The sequence below is a fragment of the Aquabacter sp. L1I39 genome, from assembly GCF_017742835.1.
Taxonomy (GTDB): domain Bacteria; phylum Pseudomonadota; class Alphaproteobacteria; order Rhizobiales; family Xanthobacteraceae; genus L1I39.
This window is the reverse complement of record NZ_CP072392.1, coordinates 3,634,246-3,659,096: the sequence shown is the minus strand read 5'-3', so window position 1 is coordinate 3,659,096 and position 24,851 is coordinate 3,634,246. Positions and strand designations below refer to the sequence as shown.

Genomic DNA, 24,851 nt, shown 5'->3' with positions numbered 1-24,851 from the left:
CCCAATCAGCAGCATCGGATTGACCGAAGACAAGCTGTTGAGGCTCCACAGCTAGCCGCCGACGAGCGTCAGGGCGAAGCCATCATATCCTTTGGCACCCACGGTCTGGATGGCAGTCGACAGGAGGCTTGGATCGGCAGCCAGGGCATCAAACAGCGCGCGCGTCCCCTGCACGGACCGGTCCGTGCTGTCCTGCTCCAGCACCCGTCCGCCCCGCACCACATTGTCGGAGACGATGAGCGTTCCGGGCCGGGAGAGCTTCAAGGCAAAGGCCAGATAGTCCGGATTGCTGGGCTTGTCGGCGTCGATGAAAATCATGTCGAAGGGGCCGATACCCTCCTCCAGGATCTTCGGGAGGGAGGCGATGGCAGGTCCGAGCCGCAAGTCGACGCGATCCGCGATTCCTGCGCGGTCGAAATTCGCGCGCGCCACCGCCGCGTGGGCCGGGTCGATTTCCAGCGTGACGATGCGCCCATCGCGCTCCAGTCCCTCGGCGAGAAAGAGCGTGCTGTAGCCGGCAAGCGTGCCGATCTCCAGGATGCGCCGGGCGCGCACCAGGCGCGCCAGAATGGTGAGCATGCGGCCCTGGGCGGGTGAGACATTGATGGCCGGCAGGCCCGCCGCTTCCGCGGCGGCGAGCGCGGCCTCGCGGGCGGCGTCGGGCGGCAGTAGGTGATCGGTGATGTAGGCGTCAACGGCGGACCAAAGGATGCTTTCGTCGGCGGCTCCGGCCATGGGACGCTCCTTACGCTTGGCGTTCAGTCTTCATCGCTTTCACGAGCGGCGCGGACGGAAAGCACCGCATAGGCCACCACCAGTGACACTTCGAACAAGGACAGGAGCAGCATGCGCGGCATGCCCTCCGGCGTGAGGAAGTCGAGCAGGATGCGCGTGGCGGTGGCCAGCAGCCACAGAACCACGCCCCAGCCGGCGCCCAGCCATAAGCCGACCCCGGCAATGGGATCGATGATGGCCGCCCAGATCACCGAGCCCTGGAGCAGGGTCGGCATGTCGTCAAACGGAACGCCCCCGCCGATGCCGCAGATGAGCGCCCAATGGTAGAGCCCCTCCAGTAGCAGAAAGAGCGAGACCGCCCGCAGGAAGAGGACCAGCCGACGACGCCAAGGCGTCATGCGCTCCATATGGGCGCGTGCGCTGGCATCGATGGGATCGTAATGGGACATGGGCTCCTGATGGGTTGGGCTCCCTAAGGGAGGGGGAGCTCCTCGTCGACGGGGTCAAAATGGGCCGCGATCACGTTTGGATCAACATCTTCCAGCCGCGCCGGCTGCCATTTGGGGGCATTGTCCTTGTCCACCAGGATGGCGCGCACGCCCTCGTAGAAATCGTGCCCCCGTGCCACCCGGTTCACCATGCGGTATTCGGCGACGAGGCAGCCGGCGAGATCGAGCACGGGTCCCCGCCGCATCTGCTCCATGGCGAGGGCAAGGCTGGTGGGGCACTTGCCGCGCATGTCCTTGGCCGTGGCGGTGGCGAACTCGGCCTCCGGCCCACTTTGCGCCGCGATCTCGTCGAGCCGGGCCAGGATGGCGCCGAGATCGGGGCGCGTGAAGACGTCGGCGATCAGGTTGCCATGGGCATCGAGGGGCGCAGCAGGGGCCGGAATGGCAAAGGCGGCAAGCACGGTTTCCACCGCGCCGCCGCCGGCCAGGGCCCGCACCAACTCGTCCATGCGGGCCGTTGGCACGATGTGCGTGACGAGGCCCGCCGCCAAGGCGTCCGCCGCCTTGATGCGGGCCCCGGTCAGGGCGAGATAGACGCCACGCCCGCCCTTGAGGCGCGGCAGCACATGGGTGCCGCCTACGTCGGGGAAGAGGCCGATATTCACCTCGGGCATGGCGAAGAGGTAGCGATCCCCCGCCACCCGATAAGGTCCATGGGCGGAGAGGCCGAATCCGCCGCCCATGCAGATGCCGTCGATCAGTGAAATGAAGGGCTTGGGATAGGTGCCGATAAAGTGGTTGAGGACATATTCCTCGCGCCAGAAGGTCAGCGCCTCCTCATAGCGCCCTTCCCGTCCCAGATCATAGAGCTGGCGGACGTCACCGCCGGCGCAGAAGGCCTTTTCTCCAGCGGCCCGCAGAATCACCCGCGTGACGGCCGCATCGGCGGCCCAGGCGCGCAACTGGGGATGGATCTGCCGCACCATCTCCAGGGTCAAGGCATTGAGCGCCTTGGGGCGGTTGAGGGTGATGACGCCGGCTTCGCCTTGGCGTTCGAACAGGACCTGAGGCTCGGTGGTCACGGCAGCTCCTGGAGGGACGGCTCGATCCAACGCCGCCGGGCGGGCGGCTCGGGAGGGTTAGACGGCCCATGCACCAGCGTCAACGCCGCCCGGCGTCGCGGGAATGCTCGCGCAGGCCCCATCCTGGGTCTATAAGGTGCTCAACTTTCGGGCTTAGGCCCGCGCGACCGCGAGAGGCGCCTCATGTCGATCACCCACGCCCGCTTCCGCTCCCCTGATGCCGCCGCAGCCGAGGCGCATACGGGCCTGCCCCTGACCCATCGCCTGCGCCGCAATCGCAAGGCGGACTGGTCCCGCCGCCTGGTGCGCGAGAACACACTCACAGTGGACGACCTGATCTGGCCGGTCTTCGTTATCGAGGGGGAAAATCGGCGCGAGACGGTCCCCTCCATGCCGGGCGTGGAGCGCGTGAGCGTGGACGAGATCGTCCGCGACGCGGAGAAGGCGGCAAAGCTGGGCATCCCGGCCCTCGCGCTCTTTCCCTATACGGACCCGGACCTGCGGGACCCCTTCGGCAGCGAGGCGCTCAACGGGGAAAACCTTGTCTGCAAGAGCCTGCGCGCCATCAAGGCGGAAGTGCCGGAGCTGGGCCTCATCACCGACGTCGCCCTCGATCCCTATACCAGCCACGGCCATGACGGCCTGCTGGAAGGGGAGCGGATTCTCAATGACGAGACCGTGGCGGTGCTGGTACGCCAAGCGGTGGTCCAGGCCGAGGCGGGAGCGGATGTGATTGCCCCCTCCGACATGATGGACGGCCGCATCGGTGCCATCAGGGCGGGCCTCGACGCCGCCGGCTTCCGGGACGTGCAGATCATGTCCTACGCGGCCAAATATGCCTCGGCCTTTTACGGCCCGTTCCGCGATGCCATCGGCACCTCCAAGACGCTGGTCGGCGACAAGCGCACCTATCAAATGGACCCCGCCAACGGCCTGGAGGCCATCCGCGAGGCCGCGCTCGATGTGGAAGAGGGCGCCGACATGCTTATGGTGAAGCCAGGCTTGCCCTATCTGGACGTGGTCTACCGGCTGAAGGAAGCCTTCGGCATGCCCACTTACGCCTATCAGGTGTCCGGCGAATACGCGATGATCGAAGGGGCCATCCGCAACGGCTGGGTGGATGGCGAGCGGATCGTGGTCGAAGCCCTCATGGCCTTCAAGCGCGCCGGCGCCGACGGCATCCTGACCTATTTCGCGCCTCGCGTGGCCGAGCGCCTCGCGGACGGCCGCTGACGCCCCGCCGGATCTGCCTTCCATGCGCCTTGAATCGTCCGCGCGGCCGCTGGCCGTCCCTCCCCTGCCCGTCACGCTCGCGGACGTGGAAGGCGCGCGTGCCATCGTCTCGGCAGCGGTCATGCGCACGCCGACCCTGCATGCCCCGCGCCTGTCCCAGCTCACCGGGGCTGACGTGTGGGTGAAGTTCGAGAACTTCCAGGTTACCGCCTCCTTCAAGGAGCGCGGCGCCGTGGTGAAGCTCGCCCGCCTCTCGGCGGACGAGGCGCGGCGGGGCGTGGTGGCCATGTCCGCGGGAAATCATGCCCAGGCGGTGGCTTATCACGGCACCCGGCTCGGCATTTCCACCACCATCGTCATGCCGGAAACGACGCCCCAGGTGAAGGTGCTGGCCACCGAGGGCTTCGGCGCGCGCGTTGTGCTCTATGGCGAGGGTGTGGGAGAGGCAGCGGAAGAGGCAGCACGCATTGCCGCCTCCGAGGGGCGGATCTTCGTCCACCCCTATGACGATCCTGACGTGATCGCCGGCCAGGGCAGCGTCGCCTTGGAGATGATCGAGGATGGGCCGGCCTTCGATACCATTCTCGTGCCGGTGGGGGGCGGTGGGCTCATCTCGGGCGTGGCGCTCGCGGTGAAGGGGCATTCCCCCGCCACAGAGGTGGTCGGCGTGGAGGCGGCGCTCTATCCGGCCATGTGGTCGCTGCGCACGGGCCAGCCCCGCGAATGCGGTGGGCCGACGCTGGCGGAAGGCATTGCGGTGCGCAATGTCGGATCCTTGACCTCCACCATCGTGGCGCAGCTGGTGGACCGCATCGAGCTGGTGGAGGAATCCGCCCTGGAGCGGGCCGTCAACGCGCTGCTCATTCTTCAGAAGACCGTGACTGAAGGCGCCGGTGCTGCCGGTCTTGCCGCCATCCTCACCGACCCGGACCGCTATCGGGGCAGGCGGGTGGGCCTCGTGCTTTCCGGGGCCAATATCGACCCCCGCGTGCTCGCCGGCATCATGATGCGTGAGCTGGAGCGCGAGCACCGCATCGTGTCTTTCCGGCTCACTATCCTGGACCGGCCGGGCATGCTGGGGCGCATCTCCACGCTTCTGGGACGGCTCGGCGCCAACATCCTGGAGGTGCACCATCGCCGCACCTTCCTCGACGTGCCCGCCAAGGGCACCCGCCTCGATCTCACCGTGGAGACCCGCGACCAGGCCCATGCGGACCTCATCCACAAAGCGCTGGAAGCCGAGGGCCTGCCGGTGCAGCGGCTCGGGGCCGGCGGGGCCGACTGGTAGCACCCCTCCTTGCAGGCGCGCCCTGCCAGCACCACGTTAGGTCAGCGGGCAGAAGGCTGCCCGCGGGCATAAGAGGTCCTTCGGCCGCAGCCCGACCAGGAGTTGAGGAGCGATGAGGTATACACCCCCGGGCGGCAGCGACTGGGTCGGAGGCACGACTGGCGACCAGGCGCAGGCCTATGACCCGGTCACGACGCCGGAATATTTCGAGGGCGTGCTCTCCCGACGCATGGTGGCATTCCTGGTGGATGCGACCATGATCATCGGACCCATCGTGCTGCTCACTTTGTTCATTTTCGTGTTCGGCATTGTGACGCTGAGCCTTGGCTGGATGCTGTTTCCGCTCGTGTCTCCGGCCTTCGTCATCTGGGCTATCTGTTACAACGCCATCACGCTTGGTTCGCCCGCCTCGGCGACATTGGGCATGCGGCTGATGGACCTGGAAATGCGCACCATCACGGGCGCCCCCTGCTACAGCCTGCTCGGCGCGGCACATGTCGTGCTGTACTGGGTGTCCGTCAGCTTCCTCACGCCCTTTGTGCTGCTGGTGGCGTTGTTCAATGGGCGCCGCCGTCTGCTGCACGATTTCGTACTGGGGACGGTTGTGGTGAACAATGAGACGCGCGCTGCACTGCTTCGGCGCACCCGTTTTTGATTCGCCTTCCCAGAGGAAACCTTTGACCGACTCGTCGGCTGGAGCGATGCTGTCGCTCCAAGTGGTGACAGGGCCGTGACCGAGCACTCGCGTGACACGCCGCAATTCTATCTGACGGCCCCCTCCCCCTGCCCCTATCTGCCGGGCCGAGAGGAGCGGAAGGTGTTCACCCATCTGGTGGGTGAACGCGCCACTGCGCTCAACGACGTGCTTACCCAGGGTGGCTTCCGCCGCAGCCAGTCCATCGCCTATCGCCCGGCCTGCGAAGGTTGCCGGGCCTGCGTGTCGGTGCGCATCTGTGTGGCCGATTTCAAGGAAACGCGCGGCTTCCGCCGCGTTGCGGCCGACAATGAGGACCTTGTGGGCACGTTGCGGCAGCCGACGCCGACGTCCGAGCAATATTCTCTCTTCCGCGCCTATGTCTCCACCCGCCACGGATCGGGCGGCATGGCGGACATGAACGTGCTCGACTATGCGATGATGGTCGAGGACACGCATGTCCAGACCCGGCTGATCGAATATCGCCGCAGGGGTCCCGACACTCGCATCAATGGCAAGGGCACCGGCGACCTGTTCGCCGTGGCGCTCACGGACATCCTCTCCGATGGGCTGTCCATGGTCTATTCCTTCTACAACCCCAACATTCCCAAGCGCTCGCTGGGCACCTTCCTGATCCTCGATCATATCGCGCGGGCGCGCGCCATGGACCTGCCCTATGTCTATCTTGGCTATTGGGTGAGAGGCTCCCGCAAGATGAGCTATAAGAGCCGCTTCATTCCCCAGGAGCGGCTGTCCCCGCAGGGGTGGGAGCGGTTCGAGGGGGAAGAGTAACAGCGCGTCTGGGGGGATCCGGGCTGGCCCTCGCAAGGGGAGACCGGATGGGGCATCATGACCACATACCTGAACATCTTCCTGGCCGTCTTTGCCGGCCTTTTCCCGGTGGTCAACCCGCTGGGCGGAGCGCCCATCTTCTATGAAATGATGCGCGGCGCGCCCGACAAGGTGCGCGCCCAGGTGGCCACCAAGGTGGCGCTCTATGGCTTCATCCTGCTGGTGGCCTCCATGGCAGTGGGCTCCCACGTGCTCACCTTCTTTGGGGTGAGCCTGCCGGTGCTGCGGGTGGCAGGCGGCCTGGTGGTGACCGTGGTGGGCTGGCAATTGCTCCACCAGGGCGAAGCCAGTACCGACCGCACCGTCGCCAAGCCAGAAGAGATCGATGCCACCGCCTTCGTGGACAAGGCCTTCTATCCCCTCACCATGCCGCTCACGGTCGGCCCCGGCTCGATCGCGACTGCCATCGCGCTGGGCACGCAGGGGGTGGACACCAGCGGAGAGAGCTGGGCAGGACTGGGCCTGCATGTGCTCGCCGCACTGGCGGGCCTGATGGCCATCGGGGCGAGCATTTTCGTCGCCTACCGTTATGCGGGCGACATTGAGCGGATCCTCGGGCGCAACGGCACCAACATCCTGGTGCGGCTGTTCGCTTTCATCCTGCTATGCATCGGGCTGCAGATCATGTGGACCGGAATTGCCCAGCTGATCGACAGCCTCGCTCACCCGTGAGCGGTCAGTAGCGGTCGCCTGAAAGGCTGCGCCGCACCCGCTCCAGCACGCCGACATAGGAGCGCAGGGCTCCCACCTCGGCAAGCAGGCCCACCACCCGTCCGTCTTCATCGGCCACGGGCAGGCGTGTGGCATCCGCCCGGCGGAAGGCGGACAGGGCTTCGCGCACCTGGCTGTCCGGCCGGATCGCCTCGTCTTCGCCCTTGGCGAGGGCATGGGCAGGTCCCAGGGGATCGACGCCCTCCGCCCAGGCATCCACCCGCTGGAGGACGCCGCGCTGGCGCCCGTTCTCGTCCACCAATACGGCGGCCAGCAGCCCGCGGTCCCGCAGGATGGTGCGTGCCTCCTGGAGGGGCATGGCGGCGGACAGGATGGCCGGTTCGGCCTCCATCACCTGGCGTACCGTCAGCGACCGGATCATGCCCACATCGTGCGCGCCGCGAATGGTCTCGCCGCGCACATGCATGCGCCAGGTGGTGAACGAAAACCCGAAAGCATTGCGCACCACCAGCGAGCAGACGATGGCGGCCGTGAGCACCAATCCGGATATGCCGAGGTCTCCGGTGGACTCCAAGGTTAGGAAGGTCATGGTGAAGGGGCCGCCCACGACCCCCACCGCCAGCGCCGCCATGCCCACGACGGCGGAGCTCACCGGGTCGATGGCGAGGAACGGCACGAGCACCCCGATGGCGACGGCGAACAGCTTCCCCAGCAACGACCCCATAAACAAGGCCGCCGAGAACAGGCCCCCGCGAAAACCGGAGCCCAGCGAGAGCGCCGCCGCCGCGATCTTGAACACCAAGACGCCCAGCACGGCCAGCGTCACCCCCGTGCCCACCTGGATGTGCATGGCCCCCTCGCCGCTCGCCAGCACCTGGGGCGAAAAGAGGGCCAAGAGGCCGACGCCCATGCCCCCTACCACCGGGCGCAGAGGCGCCGGCAGGCCAGTCCGTGCGAAGCCCGCCTCCACCAGCGTCATCAGCCGCATGATGGCGATGGCAAGGAGTGCACCGACTAGGCCGAGCGCGATGTAGGGCAGGAAGTCCAGCGGCACCACGTCCCGCGCCTCCGGGACGATGATCGGCGTGCCCACAGCGCCGAGTTCACGGGCCACCAGAAAGCCCACGAGGGCTGCCGCTATGACCTGAGCCACCGCGGGGATGGCATAGACACCGATGATGAGCTCAAAAGCGTAGAAAGCGCCGGTGAGCGGGGCATGAAAGGCGGCGGCAATGCCGGCCGCTGCCCCGCACCCCACCAGGATGCGCATTTCCGATCTGCTGATGCGCAGCTTCTGGCCGAGAAAAGAGCCAAATCCCGAGCCCCACTGCGTATAGCCGGCCTCCATGCCCACGGAGGCACCGAAGCCATTGCACAGCATGGTCTGGGCGGACAGGAGGAAGCTGTCCAGCAGCGACATGCGCCCGCCTTCCAGCGCATTGGCCTCCACCGGATCAACGATGGGGCGCGGGCGCAGGCGCTTCAGGGCCAGGGAATAAAGCCCGATCACGAGGCCGCCGGCGGCGGGGATGGCGTACATATAGAGATGGGAGAGATCCGACATGGCGGAGAGGAAGCCCTCCGGCCCGGCGCCGAACAGGATCTTGTGCATCTCATGAGCGCCACGGCTCATGGCCGTCACGCCGATCCCAGCCACCGCGCCGACGATGCAGGCCAGCAGAACCAGAAAGACTTCCCGCGTCCGCACCATGGCGTGCACCGCCCCGCCGACAGCGCCGACGGCGCGGCGGGGGCTCAGATCGGCACGAGAGATCCGGCCCATTCCCTCTCGCCTCAGGCAAAGCGATTGTTGCGGGGAAAGCCCTTGGGGGGCAGGCGCCCGGACGAGGCGCGCTCGCCCTGCCAGTCGAGCAGTTCGGAGACGGTCCAGGTGCGGCCCGACGTGTCCTCCCAGGTCAACCCTTCGGCTCGGGTGAAGACTTTCGCGTCGGACAGCCCCCCCTCCTTGTAGCGTTGGAGCCGCACGCCCCGGCCACGGGTCATTTCCGGAACCTGGTTGAGCGGGAAGAGGAGCAGCTTCCGGTTGTCACCAATCACCGCCACCGTATCGCCCACGGCCGGGGCCACCACGGCGGTGCGGTCAGGAAGGTCCACGGTGAGCACCTGCTTGCCCTTGCGCGTCGTGGCGAGGCACTCGTCGGAGGAGACGAGGAAGCCGCGCCCTTCCTTTGAAGCCACCAGAAGCCTCTGACCTGCCACATGGGCGAACACCGACACGATGTCCGCCTCCTGCTCCAGGTCGATCATCAGGCGCAGCGGCTCGCCATGGCCGCGCCCGCCAGGCAGCTTGGACGCCTCCAGCGTGTAGAAGCGTCCATTGGTCGCCACCACCATGAGGCGGGACGTCGTCTCCGCATAGAAGGCATGGGCGAGCGTGTCGTCGCCCTTGAACTGGAGACCCGTCACATCCGCCTGGTGGCCCTTCAACGCGCGGATCCAGCCCTTCTGGGACACCACGACCGTGATGGGTTCACGCTCCACGAGAGCCTCTGTGAAGGCGTCCTCATGCAGCACGGGGGCGGCGGCGAAGCTGGTGCGGCGACGGCCGATCTCGGTATCGGGTCCATAGGTCTTGCGCGTCTGGCGGATCTCGGTACCGATGGCCTTCCACTGGGCAGACTCGGACGCCACCAGCTTGTTGAGCTGGTCCTGTTCGCGGCTCAACGCGTCATGCTCCTTGCGGATCTCCATCTCCTCCAGCTTGCGCAGGGAGCGCAGGCGCATGTTGAGGATGGCTTCCGCCTGGACGTCGGAGAGCGAGAAGGTCCGCATCAACTCGGCCTTCGGCTCGTCCTCCTCGCGGATGATACGGATCACCTCGTCGAGGTTGAGATAGGCGACGAGATAGCCGGCCAGCACTTCAAGACGATGGGCGATCTCGCCGAGCCGATGGCGCGAGCGGCGCAGCAGCACATCCCGGCGATGGGCCAGCCACTCGCGCAGGGCATCCGCCAAAGAGAGCACCTTGGGGATCTGACCGCGCACCAGCACGTTCATGTTCAGGGGAATGCGCGCCTCAAGCTCTGTCAGCTTGAACAGGCTTTCCATGAGCACTTCCGGGTCCACATTGCGCGCCCGCGGCTCCAGCACCAGACGGATGTCCTCGGCGGATTCATCGCGCACGTCGGCGAGCAGCGGCAGCTTCTTATCGGTCAGAAGCTCGGCGATCTTCTCCACCAGGCGCGACTTGGGCACGCCATAGGGAATCTCGGTGACCACGACGAGATAGGTGCCGCGCCCGGTTTCCTCGCGCTCCCAGCGCGCCCGCACGCGAAACGAGCCGCGTCCGGTGGCATAGGCCTCCGCGACGCCGATGGGGTCCTCCACCAGCACGCCGCCGGTTGGGAAATCCGGTCCGGGCACGAATTGCAGCAGATCGGAAGCGGGCGCCTCCGGCCGGTCCAACAGATAAAGGGCCGCGTCCAGCAGTTCGGCCGCATTGTGCGGCGGGATGGACGTGGCCATGCCCACCGCGATGCCTTGCGAACCATTGGCCAAGAGATTGGGGAAGGCCGCCGGCAGCACCACCGGCTCCTCCTCGGAGCCGTCATAGGTGGGCCGGAAATCCACCGCGTCCTCGTCGATACCATCGAGCAGCAGGCGGGCGGTCTCAGTCATGCGCGCTTCGGTGTAGCGCATGGCCGCCGCGTTATCGCCGTCCACATTGCCGAAATTGCCCTGGCCATCCACCAGCGGGTAGCGCTGGGCGAAATCCTGGGCGAGACGCACGAGGGCGTCATAGACCGCCTGATCGCCATGGGGGTGGAACTTGCCGATGACGTCGCCCACCACGCGGGCGCATTTCTTGAAGCCCGTCCCCGGATCCAGCTTCAGCTGGCGCATGGCGTGGAGGATGCGCCGGTGCACCGGCTTCAGCCCGTCCCGCGCATCAGGAAGCGCCCGATGCATGATGGTGGACAGGGCATAGGCGAGGTAACGCTCCTCAAGGGCGGTCTTGAGGGCGACCGGCTCGATGGAACCTTCGCTGGGCGGGGGAGTGCGCTTGGCCATGTGGTTCGACTAGCGCGCTCCACAGCGACACACAAGGCGCCATGTGAACACCGCGACGTTGCCGCAGCGGTAGCGCAACTTTGCCGTAAAGTCGGCTCTCTGTATCTGTTCCGCAGCAGAGCGTGAACGATCGTTCAGACAAATGGTTAATTCGCCCACATCGGCGCCTCCGACAAATCTTACTTGTGCTTCAGATGGAACAAATCACCGACATCTTGGCTTTAGACACTCATTAGCAGCACCGAACGGTGCGCCACATCGCTTCGAAGGAGAAGCTGAGATGAAACGTCTTGTTGTTGCTTGCTGTGGGGCTGCGGCACTGGGAATCGTCTCGCTCGCCGGCCAGGCCCAGGCCATGCCGCTCACCCCGGCGACACCCGCCGCTCCGGCCGCCCAACCGCTCGGCATGGCTCGAGGGGGGGTGAGCGCCGAGCAGGTGGCATGGCGCCGCGTCTGCCGTCCCGTGCGCACCTGGTGGAATGGGCGGCCGGTCGTCGTCCAGCGTTGCAATCGCGTCTGGGTGGGTCCGCCGCGCGGATATGGCTATGGTCCCCGGCCCGCTCCGCGTTACGGCAACTATTACGCCCCGCCGCCCCGCCGCTTCTATTGAAGCAGGTCAGGCTAAGGCTTCCAGAACATGCTTCAGCATCGGCCCGCAGCTCCCGCTCCGGGCCGAATGGCGTCAAGTCAACGCGATGTTGCCCGTCGCAGGGCCGACAGGAAGCCTGATCGCGCTTCCGGAACGCTCAACCCGCGCGGTTCGAACACCCGTCGGGCGAGGAAGTATTCGGTCAGGCGGAAGGCATCCTCAAGATCACCCACCGACGGCGGCACGATGGAGCCCACCAGGAAGGATGGCAGTGGAAGAAGCAGGTCAGCATAGGGCGCGCCCGCATCTTCGGAAACGGCCCGGCCCGTCCGTGGCGAGACAAAAACCAGATTATTGTTCCCCCCCGTGGCCGCACAGCTCTGCAGTTCCAGGCCGAAGCCCAGTTCACCTAGCATTGCCAGTTCGAACCGCGCCAGCAGTTCGCCGGCGGCCAGGGGCTCGGTGAAGGCATCCAAGATGGCGTCCAGCACACCATAAAGGCCAGGATGGGGGTCGCGCTCGGGCAGGAGGTGCAGCAGGGTGCCCATATAGGTGACGCCGAACGCTCCATGGGCCGCCTCCATCAGCCGCCCCGCCCGCTCCTCCACGGGTTCCAGGCTGAAGAGGCCCAATTGCTCGGGCACCCGCGCGCGCCACACCGCCCGCACCTTGTTGCCTGGTTGCAGCACAGGCGCCTGTCGGCGGGAGAACCCGCCGCGCACAAGGCCCAGATGCCGGCCCCGCGCCTGCGTCATCAGTTCAACGACGGCATTGTTCTCACCGTGCCGCCGCACGCCGATGACAATGCCCTCGTCGATCCATTCCACGGCAGCGTCAAGTCCCCGTTATTCGCCCCTGGGAAATTCCAGCCCCATCTCGCGATAGCGCTCGGGGTCATCGGCCCAATTCTCCCGCACCTTCACGAACAGGAACAGGTGGACCGGCGCCTCGACGATCTCAGATATCTCAGCGCGGGCTTCCGATGAGATGGTCTTGATGGCGCTGCCACCCTTGCCCAGCACGATCTTGCGCTGGCTTTCGCGTTCCACATAGATGGTCTGCTCGATGCGGACCGAGCCGTCACGCAACTGCTTCCAGCTTTCCGTTTCCACGGTGGAGCGGTAGGGCAGTTCGTCATGCAAGCGCAGGAACATCTTCTCGCGCGTGATCTCCGCCGCCAGCATACGCATGGGGGCATCGGTGATCTGGTCTTCCGGATAGAGCCAGGGACCAAAGGGCACGGAGCCGGCGAACCAGCTCTTCACATCCTCGACTCCGTCGCCAGTGAGGGCGGAGACCATGAACACCTTGTCGAAGGACAGGCGTCCGGTCAGCTCCGCCACAAGCGCCAGCAAGGTATCGCGGCGAATGAGGTCAATCTTGTTGAGAATCAAGGCGCGCGGACGGCGCACTTCGCCGAGCGACCTCAGAATGGCTTCCACGTCCTCATCGAGGCCGCGCTTGGCATCCACCAGGAGAGCAACAAGATCCGCATCCGAGGCGCTGGTCCAGGCGGTGGAAACCATCGCCCGCTCGAGCCGCCGCTTGGGCGAGAAGATGCCGGGCGTGTCCACCAGGATCACCTGCGCGGCGCCATCAATCAGGATGCCGCGCACGATGGCCCGGGTGGTCTGCACCTTGTGCGAGACGATGGAAACCTTGGTGCCGACCAAGGCATTGGTCAGCGTGGATTTTCCCGCATTGGGCGCGCCCAGCAGCGCGACGAAGCCACAGCGGGTGGGGTCCGGCGCGGCCGGCAGGTCTTCGATGTCGTCCATTTCACTCATGTCTTGTCCCCGGCACTGACGCCTTCCCTTGCAAGGAAAGCGGAGGCTGCCGCCTTCTGCGCCGCCTGCTTCGACTGTCCCTGAGCCTCTGCCGGGTCAAGCCCCGGCAATTCCACGCTGATGGAGAAGAGCGGCGCATGATCCGGACCGGACCTTCCCACTTCCCGATAAACCGGCGGGGGCAAACCCCGGCCCTGCGCCCATTCCTGGAGCACGGTCTTGGGATCGCGCAGGGGCCGCTTGGGCGCCTCCAACCGGGAGCGCCAGAAGCGCTCCACCAGTGCATGGGCAGCCGGATAGCCGCCATCCAAATAGACCGCTGCCACCACCGCCTCGGCAACATCCGCCAGGATGGTCCGCCGCTTGCGAGCCCCCGACTGGGCCTCGCCCGTGCCGACTCGGATCAGGCTGCCGACACCCATGGCATCTGCCACCTCGGCGCAGGCCTCTTCGCGCACCAGGTCGGCGAGGCGGCGGGAAAGTTCGCCTTCCTCGGCACCGGGAAAGGCGTCATAGAGCATGTGGGAGACAATGCTTCCCAGCACATGATCGCCCAGGAATTCCAGCCGCTGATACGAGCGCACGCGGGGCGCGCTGCCTTTCACGGCGCTGATATGAGTCAGTGCCAGCTCGATCAGAGCGCGGTCGGCGAAGGGATGGCCGATACGGGTCTCGAATGCGGCGATGTCGCCGCCACTGCCGGTCATCGCACAATCGTGAACAGGCGCGACCAGCGCACGGTCCACGGCCATCTCCAGAACTGCCACGCCGGCGCATGATCGCCCACCGAGAAGAAGATGATCTGCGCCTTGCCAATGAGATTCTCGTAAGGAACGTAGCCCACTTGGCTCAATACGCGGCTATCCGCCGAATTGTCCCGGTTGTCGCCCATCATGAAGAAATGGCCGGGGGGCACCTGATAGACCTGCGTATTGTCGTAGAAGCCATTATCCACTAGGTCGAGCGTCTCATAGGATACGCCGTTCGGCAGTGTCTCCTTCCAGCGCTTCACCGGCACGGGACGGCCGCTCCCGTCATCCTCCATCACGTCCGGCAGTCGCTCGCGCTTCACCGGGGTCCCGTTGATGTGGAGCAGGCCGTTGATCATCTGGATCCGATCGCCGGGCAGGCCAACCACGCGCTTGATATAGTCGGTCTCGTTGTCCTTGGGCAGCTTGAAGACCACCACGTCGCCCCGCTGGGGATCGGCCCCCATGATGCGGCCCGAGAACAGATTGGGCGAGAAGGGAATGGAGAAGCGTGAATAGCCGTAGCTGAACTTGGAGACGAACAGGTAGTCACCGATCAGCAGCGTGTCCTTCATGGACCCGGAGGGAATATTGAAGGGTTGAAACAGCAAGGTCCGGATCACCAAGGCGATCAGAAGCGCATGGAAGATCACACGGACGGTTTCGAGGAAGCCGCCTTCCTTCTTGGAATCGCTGGTAGATGTCATAGACCGTCCGGTAGTCCCAAGGCTCTGGAGACGGCGCGAGACGCGCGCTCCCTGCACAGCCGCACCTTTGGCCGGAAAACCCACGCCGGCCATGCGGTCGCACTTCTATAGACGCTTCGGCCGGAGCGGGCAATCAACCCGGATCAAGGCCGGAGATTGGCCAATAAAAACCCTATCTCACTTCTATCTGGGACAGACTTGTGGGATCACGCGCCAATCGGCGACGCAGTTCCGCCAGCAGCGCAAGGTTTCCCTCGCGGTAACTCACCTGCCCCACATGCAGCCAGATATCGAAGACCAGGTGGAGATGCTCCTCTTCACCAATGACCACAACGCCTTCGCCCACCTGCGCCGGCACGAAACTGGCCTCGTTCATGTGGCGGTAGAGGGTGCCCCACATGCGTCCGCCGGTATCAAGGCCCAGCATACGGTCGGTTCCGAAATTGATCTTGGAGGGCTTGATGCGGTCGAGATCGAAGACAGCAAAGCCCGGCCAGAGATACCAGGCCCTTGAAGCGTCCTGCCGACGAACATAGCCATAGCAGGGCTGATCCTTGATTTTCACTGCAAAATCATAGGCCTGGAGTGGCACTAGGTCGTGGTCGAGGGTGGCGAACCTGCGCACACCGGCAGGCAGGATCAGGTTGCGCAGCACCCAGTTGAGGGCGGTGGCGTGGGACCTGGAAGAATGGAACTTCACCAGCGGCGCCTTGGGCAGGCGGCAATAGGTGCGACCTGCCGCCTCGCAGAAGGCGCGAATCTTCCGGGCGGCCTCCGCATCTGTAGAATTATCGCACACTATCAATGGGATAGATGGCGTCAGCGTGGCCATGGCATCGGAGAGCAGCGCCACGGCCTCGGGAATGTTGAAGGCGATGGTGAACGCGACCACGGGCGCATCCAAGGCACGGATGGCGGCCACGGCAGCTGCCTGGTCCGGGCTGCGCTTGCGATAGTGGATCGCGTCAAGCACCTGATAACGCAGATGAAATAGCCCGCGCTGAAGCGGGCCACCCAGGACGATGTCGCGAAACGTCAAACCCACTGCCTGTGGCTCCCGCCCACCCGCGCCGCGCGCGCCGCCCCGCGCCGAACGGACCTTGTCCCCCCGGCACACCATTCCGGCCGGGTTCAAGCCTGATCACATAGCATAAGCGGTGAGGACCGCCCTCCTCCACCCTCTTCCGCGCGAATTGCGTGCCCCGGTTACCTCACCGGACGGGGGTGGCCGAAATGATCACATGGGCGGCGCAGAGCGGCCCCTCATCGGTGATCGAGAGATCGATCTGCGGCTCATATCCCTCTGGAATCAATGACTTGAGCCGCTCCGCAGCGCCGCCGGTGAGCCGCAAGGTGGGCTTGCCGGAGGGCAGGTTGACCACCCCCATGTCCCGCCAGAAGACCCCATGGCTTAAGCCCGTCCCGAGCGCCTTGGCGCAGGCCTCCTTGGCGGCGAAGCGCTTGGCATAGGTCTCCACCCGGCGGGCGCGACGGTCGGCCTTGGCGCGCTCCTCGGGGGTGAAAATCCTGTCCAGGAAACGGTTTCCGAACCGTTCAATGGATTTGGCGATACGCCGGGCGTCGGTGAAATCGGAGCCGGTGCCGATGATCATGCGGCCTGTTCCTTCCGTTCCCCCCGCCCCTCTGCGATGACCTCGCGCATGCGCCGAACAGCGCCTTCGAGGCCGGTGAACAAGGCTTCGCCCACCAGGAAATGGCCGATATTCAGCTCGAGGATCTGCGGAATTCCAGCCATGATTCGCGCGGTCTCGAAATTGAGGCCGTGTCCCCCATGGACCTCCAGGCCGAGCCCCTCCGCCTGCCGCGCTCCGGCGATGAGCCGGACAAGCTCGCCCTCCGCCTCCCCGGCCCGGCCCTCGGCCAGGAGGTCGCACCAGGCGCCCGTGTGCAGCTCGACGATGTCGGCGTTGAGGGCCGAGGCGGCCGCGATCTGGAGGGGGTCGGCGGCGATGAAGAGGGAGACCCGGATGCCGGCCGCCTTCAAGGCGGCGATCTTGGGTCCGAGCTCGGCCTGCTGGCCGGCGGCGTCGAGCCCGCCCTCGGTGGTGCGCTCCTCCCGCCGCTCGGGAACGAGGCAGCAGGCATGGGGCTGGGTCGCGAGGGCGATGGCGACCATCTCGTCGGTGGCGGCCATCTCGAAATTGAGGGGGAGCGGGATCTCCGCCTTCAGGCGCGCCATGTCGGCGTCGCGGATATGGCGGCGGTCCTCCCGCAGATGGGCGGTGATGCCGTCGGCGCCGGCGGCCATGGCCAAGGCGGCGGCACGCACCGGGTCGGGATGGACGCCGCCCCGGGCATTGCGCACCGTGGCCACGTGGTCAATGTTCACTCCGAGCCGGACCGGCCTTTCCATCGCCTTTTCTCCTGACGGCTCAGCCGTTGATGCGCACCACGCTCGACACGTTCGGCCGCTTGCGCAGGTCGGACATGATGGCGTTGAGGTGGCGCAGGTCGAACACGCCGAGATCGATGACCATTTCGTGGAAGTCGGGCGAGCGCGCGCGCATCTGGATGCCCTCGATATTGCCATTGCGGTCGGCGATGGCGGTGGCGATCTGGGCGAGCGAGCCGGGCTCGTTCACGGAGGTCACCACGATCTGGGCCGGGAAGCGGCCTTCGCTCAGCTCGTCCACGTCCCAGCGCACGTCGAGCCAGTGCTCGGGGGTGTCCTCGAACTGCTGGAGCGCCTTGGACTGGATGGGGTAGATGGTGATCCCCTCGCCGGGGGTCAGGATGCCCACGATACGATCGCCGGGCACGGCGCCGCCTTCCTTCGCGAAGCGCACCGGCAGTTCGCCATTGATGCCGCGAATGGGAATGGCGCCGTCATCGTCCTCCGGCGCGTCGGGGATCTTGAACTTGAGGTTCTGCCCCCGCTTCAGCTCGAACCAGCCTTCCCCATTGGGCGCCTTGTTGCCGCCGGAGCGGTCCTCCAGGCGCTGGGCATTCCAGTCGGGATGGACGGCGCGAATGAGGTCGTCGGGCTTGATCTCGCCGCGCCCCACGGCCGCGAACACGTCCTCGATGGAGGTGCGGGCGAGGCGCGGCATGGCCTTGGACAGAGCCTCCTCGGAAAACAGCTTGCCGGCGCGGGCGAAATTGCGCTCGGCGATCTTGCGGCCGAGGCCGGCATATTGGGCGCGCACGGCCGCGCGAGTGGCCCGGCGCACGGCGGCCCGGGCCTTGCCGGTAACGGCGATGGTCTCCCAGGCGCCTGGCGGGGTCTGGGCCTTGGAGGTGATGATCTCCACCTCGTCGCCATTCTTCAGTTCCGACACTAGCGGGGCGACGGTACCGTTGATCTTGCACCCTACGGCGGTGTTGCCCACATCGGTGTGCACCGCATAGGCAAAGTCGATGGGCGTCGCCCGGCGCGGCAGGGCGATGAGGCGGCCCTTGGGGGTGAAGCAGAAGACCTGGTCGTGGAACAGTTCGAGCTTGGTGTGCTCCAGGAACTCTTCCGGGCTTAGGCCCTGGGAGAGGTTCTCGATGGTCTTGCGCAGCCAGGCATAGGCCCGGCTCTCATTGGACAGGATCACCGGCTGCTCATCCGACCCGTCCTTATAAAGGGCATGGGCCGCGATGCCGTATTCGGCGATGTCGTCCATGTCCCGGGTGCGGATCTGCAGCTCCACGCGCTGGCGCCGGGGGCCGATGACGGTGGTATGCAGGGAGCGGTAGTCGTTGGGCTTGGGGGTGGAGATGTAGTCCTTGAAGCGGCCGGGCACGATGGGCCACTTGGTGTGGACGATGCCGAGCGCGCGGTAACAATCCTCCACCGAAGAGACGATGACCCGGAAGCCGTAGAGATCGGACAATTGCTCGAAGCCGATGGCCTTGCGCTCCATCTTGCCCCAGATGGAAAAGGGCCGTTTCTCGCGCCCCTTCACCAGCGCGCTGATCTCGCGCCGCTCCAACTCGTCATGCAGCTCGCGCTCGATCTCCTCCACCAGCGGGCCGTTGCGCTCGCGCAGCTCGGAAACGCGCACGGTGATGGATTCGTAGGCTTCGGGGGAAAGCTGGCGGAAGGAGAGTTCCTCCAGTTCCTCGCGCATGTCCTGCATGCCCATGCGGGCGGCGAGCGGGGCGTAAATGTCCAGGGTTTCCTGGGCCACCCGGTCGCGCTTTTCCTGCGGCACATATTTCAGTGTGCGCATGTTGTGCAGGCGGTCGGCGAGCTTGACCAGCAGCACGCGCACGTCATCGGCGATGGCGAGCAGAAGCTTGCGCAGGTTTTCCGCCTGCTTGGCCTGCTTGGAGACCAGATCCAGCTTCTTGATCTTGGTCAGGCCCTCCACCAGCTGGGCGATCTGGGTGCCGAACAGGCGTTCGATCTCGGCCTTGGTGGCACCGGTATCCTCAATGGTGTCGTGGAGCAGCGCCGCCACGATGGTGGCATCGTCCAGCTCCAGGTCCGTGAGGATGGCCGCCACTTCCAGCGGGTGGGAGAAATAGGGATCGCCGGAGGCGCGCACCTGCGTGCCATGCGCGCGCATGGCATAGACATAGGCTCGATCGAGCAGCGCCTCGTCGGTGTTCGGATTATACCGACGGACGCGCTCCACGAGTTCGTACTGGCGCATCATGGCCGAACGGACCGCCGAAGACTGAGAAGACGGGCATTACCCGCCCTGGAATTTATACAAGGTTATCACGGACGGGGCCGTCCGGCGCAAGGGACCGCGCCGGCAAATCCGAAAATGCATAGCTGCGTCAAGGCAGAAGCAGGGTTGACCCGGTTGTGGCGCGCCCTTCCAGGTCCCGGTGCGCCCGCTCGGCGTCCTTCAGCGCATAGGTCTGGTGCACGGGGATCTTGACCGCGCCCTTGATGACCATTTCAAACAGGTCATTGGCGGTGGCCAGAAGCTCCTCGCGCGTCGCCACATAGGTGCCGAGCGTCGGGCGGGTGGCGTAGAGCGAGCCCTTCTGCGACAGCGTCAGCAGGTCGAAATTGGTGATGGCGCCCGAGGCATTGCCGAAGGACACCCAAAGGCCACGCGGCTTCAGGCAGTCGAGGGAGGCCGGATAAGTGGCCTGCCCGACGCCGTCATAGACCACGTCGCACATCTTGCCCGACGTGATCTCCTTCACGCGATGGACGAAATCCTCCTCGCGATAAAGGACCACGTGGTCGACGCCATTGGCGAGAGCCAGTTCCGCCTTGTCCTTGGACCCCACCGTGCCGATGACGGTGGCACCCAGGGCATGGGCCCACTGGGACAGGATCAGCCCGACGCCCCCGGCGGCAGCCTGGATGAGAATGGTATCTCCCGCTTTCACCTCATAGGTCCGGCGCACCAGGTACTGGGCCGTCATGCCCTTGAGCATCATGGCGGCGGCGGTGCGGTCGTCGATGGCGGCGGGCAGGTGCACCAGCACGGAGGCGGGAATGTTGCGCACCTCGGCATAGGCGCCCATGGCCCCGGCATAGGCGACGCGGTCGCCCGCATGGAAGTCGTTCACATGCTCGCCCACCGCCACCACTTCGCCGGCGCCCTCATTGCCGGGGATGAAGGGCATCTGGGGGGCCTTGTAGAGCCCGGTGCGAAAATAGGTGTCGATGAAATTGAGGCCGATGGCGGTGTGGCGGATCTGCACCTCGCCCGGCCCGGGAGGCGGCACGGTGATGGTCTCAAAGGTGAGAACCTCCGGACCGCCGGTCCGGTGCACGCGAATCGCCGCAACCATGTCGTCGCCTCCAACCCGTTTTCCGGCTTGGCCGGCCGCGCCGCGGCCCTGCCCGGCTGCCGGAGCGCGGGCATGATAGGCGCTCCCCGTCCCTCGGCAAGCACTCAAGCGGTTTGTGGGTCGTGCTCAGGGCTTGTGCCGTGCCGCGCCGGTCCCGTGCGTGTCCGCCAGCCGTCGGCGCCGGCGTCCGGCGGCCATGATGTTCATGGCCTCCACCAGCACCGCGAAGGCCATAGCGGCATAGATGTAGCCCTTGGGGATGTGGAAGCCCAGGCCATCCGCCACCAGCGTGGTGCCGATCAGCACCAGGAAGGCCAGCGCCAGCATCTTGGTGGTGGGGTGGGATCCGATGAAGGCGCTCAGCGGGCCGGAGGCCACGAACATCACAGCCACCGCGATCACGACCGCCAGCACCATGATCTCCAGATGCTCGGCCATGCCGATGGCGGTGAGGATGGAATCGATGGAGAAAACGAGGTCGAGCAGCGCGATCTGCGCCACCATCATGAGGAAGGCGGAACTGGCGGGCGCGACGCCGCCGGGCTCCTCCCCCTCCATCTCGCCATGCATCTCGGTGGTCGCCTTGGCCACCAGGAAGGCGCCGCCGGCAATGAGGATGATGTCCCGCCAGGAGACGTCATGGCCCATCACCGTGAACAGGGTCTGCTGCAGCCCGATGAGCCAGGACAAGGTGAAGAGGAGCGCGATGCGCATGAACAGCGCAAGGCCGAGCCCGATCTGCCGCGCCCGGAGCGCCTGATGGGCCGGCAGGCGCTGCACCAGGAGCGAGATGAAGATCACATTGTCGATGCCGAGCACGATCTCCATGGCCACCAGCGTGACCAGCGCCGCCCAGGCTTCGGGGGATGAGATCCAGGCCAACATTCGCGTCTCCCGTTCAGGCGGTCCCGGCGTGCCGGCGCACCCTACCGCCAAAGCATGCCGCCTGCCGAGGCTCTTGAGGGGACTTGGCGGGGGATGGGACGACGCACCGCGCGACGCCGGGCGCCCTTGCCGCTAAACTGCCGCCACCTGAATATCGATCCCCGGCGCGATCCGGATGCCGGGATCGCGCGTTCCACCATGAGCCGGCCGCCTGCGCAGGGTTGGGCTGGCCTTCGTCCCGGCGCAGGGACGCGCAGCGTGCGGAGGTTGCCATGCCCCACCAACTGAACCCCGACCAATTGAACGCCGATCCGTTGAACACGGATCCGTCGAGCCCCGATTTGGCGCGCGCTTTGCCCCTGAATCACGAGGTGATCGTGGTGGGCGGCGGGCCGGCGGGTCTTGCGGCCGCCATTGGGCTCGCCCGCGCGGGCGTCCCCACGGCGCTGGTGACGGGACCGGAGCGCGGCGTCGACCAGCGCACCACGGCCCTGATGGAAGGCTCGGTCCAGATCCTCACCGCCTACGGCCTGTGGGAGCGCCTGGCGCCCCACACCGCGCCATTGCGGGACCTGCGCATCGTGGATGCCACCCGCCGCCTCATGCGTGCGCCGGAAGTCACCTTCCGAGCCGCCGAGATCGGGCTGGAGGCGTTTGGCTACAATATCGAGAACGAGGCGCTGCGGGGCGAATTGACCACGGCGGCGCTGGCCACCCCCAATCTCCACATCGCCCGCGCCTCGCTCACGGACGTGAGCGTGGCCGGCGAAGCGGCGCGGGTGTTTCTCGATGATGGCAGCACCCTCACCGCCCGCCTCGTCATCGCCGCAGACGGGCGCCAGTCCCGGGTCCGGCAGGCGCTGGGCATCGGGCTGAAGTCGCAAGCCTATCCCCAGGTGGCGCTGACCTTTACCGTCGCCCACGCCCGCCCGCACGAGGACATCTCCACCGAATTCCACACCGAGACCGGCCCCTTCACGCTGGTGCCCCTGCCGGGGCTTCGCTCCTCCATCGTGTGCGTGGTGAGCGAGCGGGAGGCGGTGACGCTGCTCGGCCTCGACGACACCGCGCTCGCCCGCGAGCTGGAGCGGCGCGCCCATTCCATCCTCGGCGCCTTCACCCTCCAGCCGGGCCGCGGCGCCTTCCCGCTCTCGGCGGAAACGGCGCGCAGCCTGGTGGGCGAGCGGGTGGCACTCATGGCAGAGGCGGCCCATGTGATGCCGCCCATCGGCGCGCAGGGGCTCAATCTGGGCCTGCGGGACGCGGACGCCCTGGTCCGCGCCGTGGGCGCGGCCTTCGCGGCCGGGCGTGATCCCGGCGAGGCGGACCTGCTGGCCGGCTATGAGCGGGAACGGCGGCTGGACATTGAGGGGCGCATGCGGGCGGTGGACCTGCTCAACCGCTCGCTCCTGTCCGACCTCGTGCCGGTGCAGGGCCTGCGGGGGCTCGGTCTTTACCTTCTCGATCGCGTGGGTCCGCTGCGCCGGCGCCTGATGCGGCTGGGGGTCGGTAGCCAGGCCGCCTGAACCCGGCGGACAACCCCAAAAAGAAAGGGGGCGGTCCCGGCGGGACCGCCCCCTTTTTTTTGCGTCCGGTCGCTCAGCGCGGCTGGTTGGCGCGGGCGACGTGGTCGCGCAGCTCCTGCAGCGAAGCAAAGCGCAACACGCCATCGGGAAGCTCGGCCTGGATGGAGCCGTCCGAATAGAGCGTATAGGCCATGCCGCCCACGATGCCCGACTTCAGGATAGTGGGCTCGGCCACTTCCGGCGGACGCGGCGGCTCGGCGCGGCGCACCGGGGCAGGCGGGGGAGCCGGGGGCGCGGGCGGGGCCGGCGGGGGCGCGAACGGCCGGGGCACGGGCGGCTGGCGCAGCTCGGTGCGCGGCTCCGGCCGCGGCTCGGGACGCTCAGTCCGCTCGGTCCGCTCCAGGGACATGGGCGCGGAAATGGGCGCGGGAGCGGGCTCCGGCGGGGGCAGGTCGGCCGGCGGCTCGGCAGGCAGGCGCAAGCGCGAGGCCAACGTCTCGCCTTCCGTCAGGCGGCCGAGAATGCGGCCGCGACGGGCATCGGCGGGGGGCGCCGGCTCGGCCGGGGGCTCGGACGGGCGTGACCGCACGAAGGGCGGCAAGGTGGGGCGGCCGGTGCTCTCCGCGGCGGGCGCCTGGCGCATGGGGGCCGGGGGCGGCGGCGGGGGCGCATAGGTCTCAGCCTCGTCCTCCTCCTCATCCTCCAGCGCGGGCTGGAAGGCGGGCGTCGAGGCCGGCGTAAAGGCCGGCGCGGCTGCCGCCGCGGCGGAGACTGCGCCGGCGGGGGCGGCCTGGTCGAGACGGGCGGCAAGGCCCGCCAATTCCTTCAGGACGGCGGAAATGCCCACCAGCACGATGCCGCCCGACAGGACCGCGGCACCCGCCGCGATCAGCGCATTGCCGAAATTGGACACGAAGATCGCCATACCGAGCACCGACACGACGAGGCCGACCAGCGCCAGGAGAAAACCGATAGCACCCACTAACCGCCACATATGATCACTCCAAGCACGAACCGCGCGGCACGATCGTCCAAAGCAAATTGCGGTCCAGGCAAGAAATCGGCGTCGCCGCTGTTGTCCGATCTCCCAGCCCGCCCTATCTAGATCGCAGTTCGGGCGACCCTCCATCCTCGGTCACCGGGGGGACGTCGCCGAACCCTACCGGATCGATTGCGGAGACGCCCCATGTCTTTCACGCTTCCCGAACTGCCCTACTCCTACGACGCGCTCGCCCCCTACATGTCCCGCGAGACGCTCGAATATCATCACGACAAGCATCATCTTGCGTATGTCAATAACGGTAACAACCTCCTAAAGGGAACTGAATTTGAGGGAAAATCCCTCGAGGAGATCGTCAAGGGCTCCTACGGGAAGAATGCCGGCCTCTTCAACAATGCCGGCCAGCACTACAACCACCTGCACTTCTGGAACTGGATGAAGCCGAATGGCGGCGGCGCCATCCCCGGTGAGCTCGAAAAGAAGATCATCGAGGACATCGGCTCGGTGGAGAAGTTCAAGGAGGAGTTCGTGGCGGCCGGCGTCGGCCAGTTCGGCTCCGGCTGGGCCTGGCTCACCCTCAAGGACGGCAAGCTGTCCGTGACCAAGACCCCGAACGGCGAGAACCCGCTGGTGCATGGCGGCGTGCCGCTGCTGGGCGTCGATGTGTGGGAGCACTCCTATTATATCGACTACCGCAACCGCCGCCCCGATTATGTGAAGGCCTTCGTGGACCACCTGGTCAATTGGGACTATGTGGCCGAGCTGTATTCCAAGGCGGGCTGACCTGTCTCACGGACCTTGTCCGGGTCCTGCCCTCAAAGGGTCCTGATCAGGCCGGGAGCGCGCCGCGCTCTCGGCTTTT

Annotated in this window: 24 protein-coding genes; 8 read left to right on the top strand and 16 right to left on the bottom strand. The window is 66.5% G+C overall.

All coding sequences use genetic code 11. From position 1 onward, the window contains the following. Nucleotides 1-51: 51 nt before the first annotated feature. From J5J86_RS16540 to J5J86_RS16530, 3 genes are read right to left on the bottom strand one after another with little or no spacing between them, the layout of a single operon-like run. Nucleotides 52-735, bottom strand: a complete 684-nt coding sequence (locus J5J86_RS16540; RefSeq protein ID WP_209099902.1) for an O-methyltransferase — start codon at nucleotides 733-735, stop codon at nucleotides 52-54. Between the two features lie 23 nt (nucleotides 736-758). Next, nucleotides 759-1,184 (bottom strand): DUF6163 family protein, encoded by a 426-nt coding sequence (locus J5J86_RS16535; RefSeq protein WP_209099900.1) that lies wholly within the window; start codon nucleotides 1,182-1,184, stop codon nucleotides 759-761. A 23-nt stretch (nucleotides 1,185-1,207) separates the two neighbouring features. Further along, the gene (locus tag J5J86_RS16530; RefSeq protein WP_209099898.1) at nucleotides 1,208-2,266 is read right to left on the bottom strand and encodes an enoyl-CoA hydratase/isomerase family protein; all 1,059 of its coding nucleotides are present in this window, start codon (nucleotides 2,264-2,266) and stop codon (nucleotides 1,208-1,210) included. Nucleotides 2,267-2,449: 183 nt separating this feature from the next. Here J5J86_RS16530 and hemB point away from each other — a divergent pair, with 183 nt between their 5' ends. The 5 genes from hemB to J5J86_RS16505 all read left to right on the top strand — a co-directional run bounded on the left by hemB (nucleotide 2,450) and on the right by J5J86_RS16505 (nucleotide 7,005). Beyond that, nucleotides 2,450-3,499: a porphobilinogen synthase gene (gene hemB, locus J5J86_RS16525; protein WP_209099896.1), complete on the top strand. Its 1,050-nt coding sequence runs from the start codon at nucleotides 2,450-2,452 to the stop codon at nucleotides 3,497-3,499. Between the two features lie 22 nt (nucleotides 3,500-3,521). Then, nucleotides 3,522-4,787, top strand: a complete 1,266-nt coding sequence (locus tag J5J86_RS16520) for a threonine ammonia-lyase (RefSeq protein WP_209099894.1) — start codon at nucleotides 3,522-3,524, stop codon at nucleotides 4,785-4,787. A 112-nt stretch (nucleotides 4,788-4,899) separates the two neighbouring features. Next, on the top strand, nucleotides 4,900-5,442 hold the full coding sequence (locus tag J5J86_RS16515; protein ID WP_209099892.1) for an RDD family protein: 543 nt from the start codon (nucleotides 4,900-4,902) through the stop codon (nucleotides 5,440-5,442). Between the two features lie 75 nt (nucleotides 5,443-5,517). Further along, nucleotides 5,518-6,273 (top strand): arginyltransferase, encoded by a 756-nt coding sequence (locus J5J86_RS16510; RefSeq protein WP_209099891.1) that lies wholly within the window; start codon nucleotides 5,518-5,520, stop codon nucleotides 6,271-6,273. A 57-nt stretch (nucleotides 6,274-6,330) separates the two neighbouring features. Next, nucleotides 6,331-7,005, top strand: coding sequence for a MarC family protein (locus tag J5J86_RS16505; protein WP_209099890.1), 675 nt, complete (start codon nucleotides 6,331-6,333; stop codon nucleotides 7,003-7,005). A 4-nt stretch (nucleotides 7,006-7,009) separates the two neighbouring features. On the opposite strand, the gene J5J86_RS16500 is transcribed toward J5J86_RS16505, so the two are convergent. Together J5J86_RS16500 and parC are read right to left on the bottom strand one after the other, a co-directional pair. Further along, nucleotides 7,010-8,788 carry a chloride channel protein gene (locus J5J86_RS16500; protein ID WP_209099889.1) on the bottom strand — a complete coding sequence of 593 codons (1,779 nt, stop codon included), beginning with the start codon at nucleotides 8,786-8,788 and terminating at the stop codon, nucleotides 7,010-7,012. Nucleotides 8,789-8,799: 11 nt separating this feature from the next. Next, nucleotides 8,800-11,037, bottom strand: coding sequence for a DNA topoisomerase IV subunit A (gene parC, locus J5J86_RS16495; protein ID WP_209099888.1), 2,238 nt, complete (start codon nucleotides 11,035-11,037; stop codon nucleotides 8,800-8,802). Between the two features lie 280 nt (nucleotides 11,038-11,317). On the opposite strand from parC, the gene J5J86_RS16490 reads away from it, so the two are divergent. Continuing rightward, a complete protein-coding gene (locus tag J5J86_RS16490; RefSeq protein WP_209099887.1) occupies nucleotides 11,318-11,647 on the top strand; it encodes a hypothetical protein in 330 nt (109 codons plus the stop codon). A gap of 77 nt (nucleotides 11,648-11,724) precedes the next feature. On the opposite strand, the gene recO is transcribed toward J5J86_RS16490, so the two are convergent. The 10 genes from recO to J5J86_RS16440 all read right to left on the bottom strand — a co-directional run bounded on the left by recO (nucleotide 11,725) and on the right by J5J86_RS16440 (nucleotide 21,463). Further along, nucleotides 11,725-12,453 carry a DNA repair protein RecO gene (gene recO, locus J5J86_RS16485; RefSeq protein WP_209099886.1) on the bottom strand — a complete coding sequence of 243 codons (729 nt, stop codon included), beginning with the start codon at nucleotides 12,451-12,453 and terminating at the stop codon, nucleotides 11,725-11,727. An 18-nt stretch (nucleotides 12,454-12,471) separates the two neighbouring features. Beyond that, nucleotides 12,472-13,404, bottom strand: coding sequence for a GTPase Era (gene era / locus J5J86_RS16480; RefSeq protein ID WP_446698692.1), 933 nt, complete (start codon nucleotides 13,402-13,404; stop codon nucleotides 12,472-12,474). A 5-nt stretch (nucleotides 13,405-13,409) separates the two neighbouring features. Continuing rightward, on the bottom strand, nucleotides 13,410-14,120 hold the full coding sequence (gene rnc / locus J5J86_RS16475; RefSeq protein WP_209099882.1) for a ribonuclease III: 711 nt from the start codon (nucleotides 14,118-14,120) through the stop codon (nucleotides 13,410-13,412). Beyond that, the gene (gene lepB, locus J5J86_RS16470; RefSeq protein WP_209099880.1) at nucleotides 14,117-14,869 is read right to left on the bottom strand and encodes a signal peptidase I; all 753 of its coding nucleotides are present in this window, start codon (nucleotides 14,867-14,869) and stop codon (nucleotides 14,117-14,119) included. The genes rnc and lepB overlap by 4 nt, the downstream gene beginning before the upstream one ends. A gap of 172 nt (nucleotides 14,870-15,041) precedes the next feature. Next, nucleotides 15,042-15,908: a hypothetical protein gene (locus tag J5J86_RS16465; protein WP_209099878.1), complete on the bottom strand. Its 867-nt coding sequence runs from the start codon at nucleotides 15,906-15,908 to the stop codon at nucleotides 15,042-15,044. A 172-nt stretch (nucleotides 15,909-16,080) separates the two neighbouring features. Further along, complete coding sequence (acpS, locus tag J5J86_RS16460) at nucleotides 16,081-16,482, bottom strand: holo-ACP synthase (RefSeq protein WP_209099876.1); 402 nt, start codon at nucleotides 16,480-16,482, stop codon at nucleotides 16,081-16,083. Continuing rightward, nucleotides 16,479-17,243, bottom strand: a complete 765-nt coding sequence (locus tag J5J86_RS16455) for a pyridoxine 5'-phosphate synthase (RefSeq protein ID WP_209099873.1) — start codon at nucleotides 17,241-17,243, stop codon at nucleotides 16,479-16,481. The genes acpS and J5J86_RS16455 overlap by 4 nt, the downstream gene beginning before the upstream one ends. A gap of 19 nt (nucleotides 17,244-17,262) precedes the next feature. Beyond that, nucleotides 17,263-19,476 (bottom strand): RelA/SpoT family protein, encoded by a 2,214-nt coding sequence (locus J5J86_RS16450; protein ID WP_209099872.1) that lies wholly within the window; start codon nucleotides 19,474-19,476, stop codon nucleotides 17,263-17,265. Between the two features lie 127 nt (nucleotides 19,477-19,603). After that, nucleotides 19,604-20,578, bottom strand: coding sequence for a quinone oxidoreductase family protein (locus J5J86_RS16445; protein WP_209099870.1), 975 nt, complete (start codon nucleotides 20,576-20,578; stop codon nucleotides 19,604-19,606). A gap of 126 nt (nucleotides 20,579-20,704) precedes the next feature. Further along, nucleotides 20,705-21,463, bottom strand: a complete 759-nt coding sequence (locus J5J86_RS16440; protein WP_209099868.1) for a TerC family protein — start codon at nucleotides 21,461-21,463, stop codon at nucleotides 20,705-20,707. Between the two features lie 272 nt (nucleotides 21,464-21,735). Between J5J86_RS16440 and J5J86_RS16435 the strand changes: the two genes are divergently transcribed. Beyond that, complete coding sequence (locus J5J86_RS16435; RefSeq protein ID WP_209099866.1) at nucleotides 21,736-22,989, top strand: UbiH/UbiF family hydroxylase; 1,254 nt, start codon at nucleotides 21,736-21,738, stop codon at nucleotides 22,987-22,989. Nucleotides 22,990-23,062: 73 nt separating this feature from the next. Here J5J86_RS16435 and J5J86_RS16430 read toward each other — a convergent pair whose 3' ends face one another. Beyond that, nucleotides 23,063-23,983 carry a hypothetical protein gene (locus tag J5J86_RS16430; RefSeq protein WP_209099864.1) on the bottom strand — a complete coding sequence of 307 codons (921 nt, stop codon included), beginning with the start codon at nucleotides 23,981-23,983 and terminating at the stop codon, nucleotides 23,063-23,065. Nucleotides 23,984-24,175: 192 nt separating this feature from the next. Between J5J86_RS16430 and J5J86_RS16425 the strand changes: the two genes are divergently transcribed. After that, nucleotides 24,176-24,772 (top strand): superoxide dismutase, encoded by a 597-nt coding sequence (locus tag J5J86_RS16425; protein ID WP_209099862.1) that lies wholly within the window; start codon nucleotides 24,176-24,178, stop codon nucleotides 24,770-24,772. Nucleotides 24,773-24,851 lie beyond the last annotated feature (79 nt).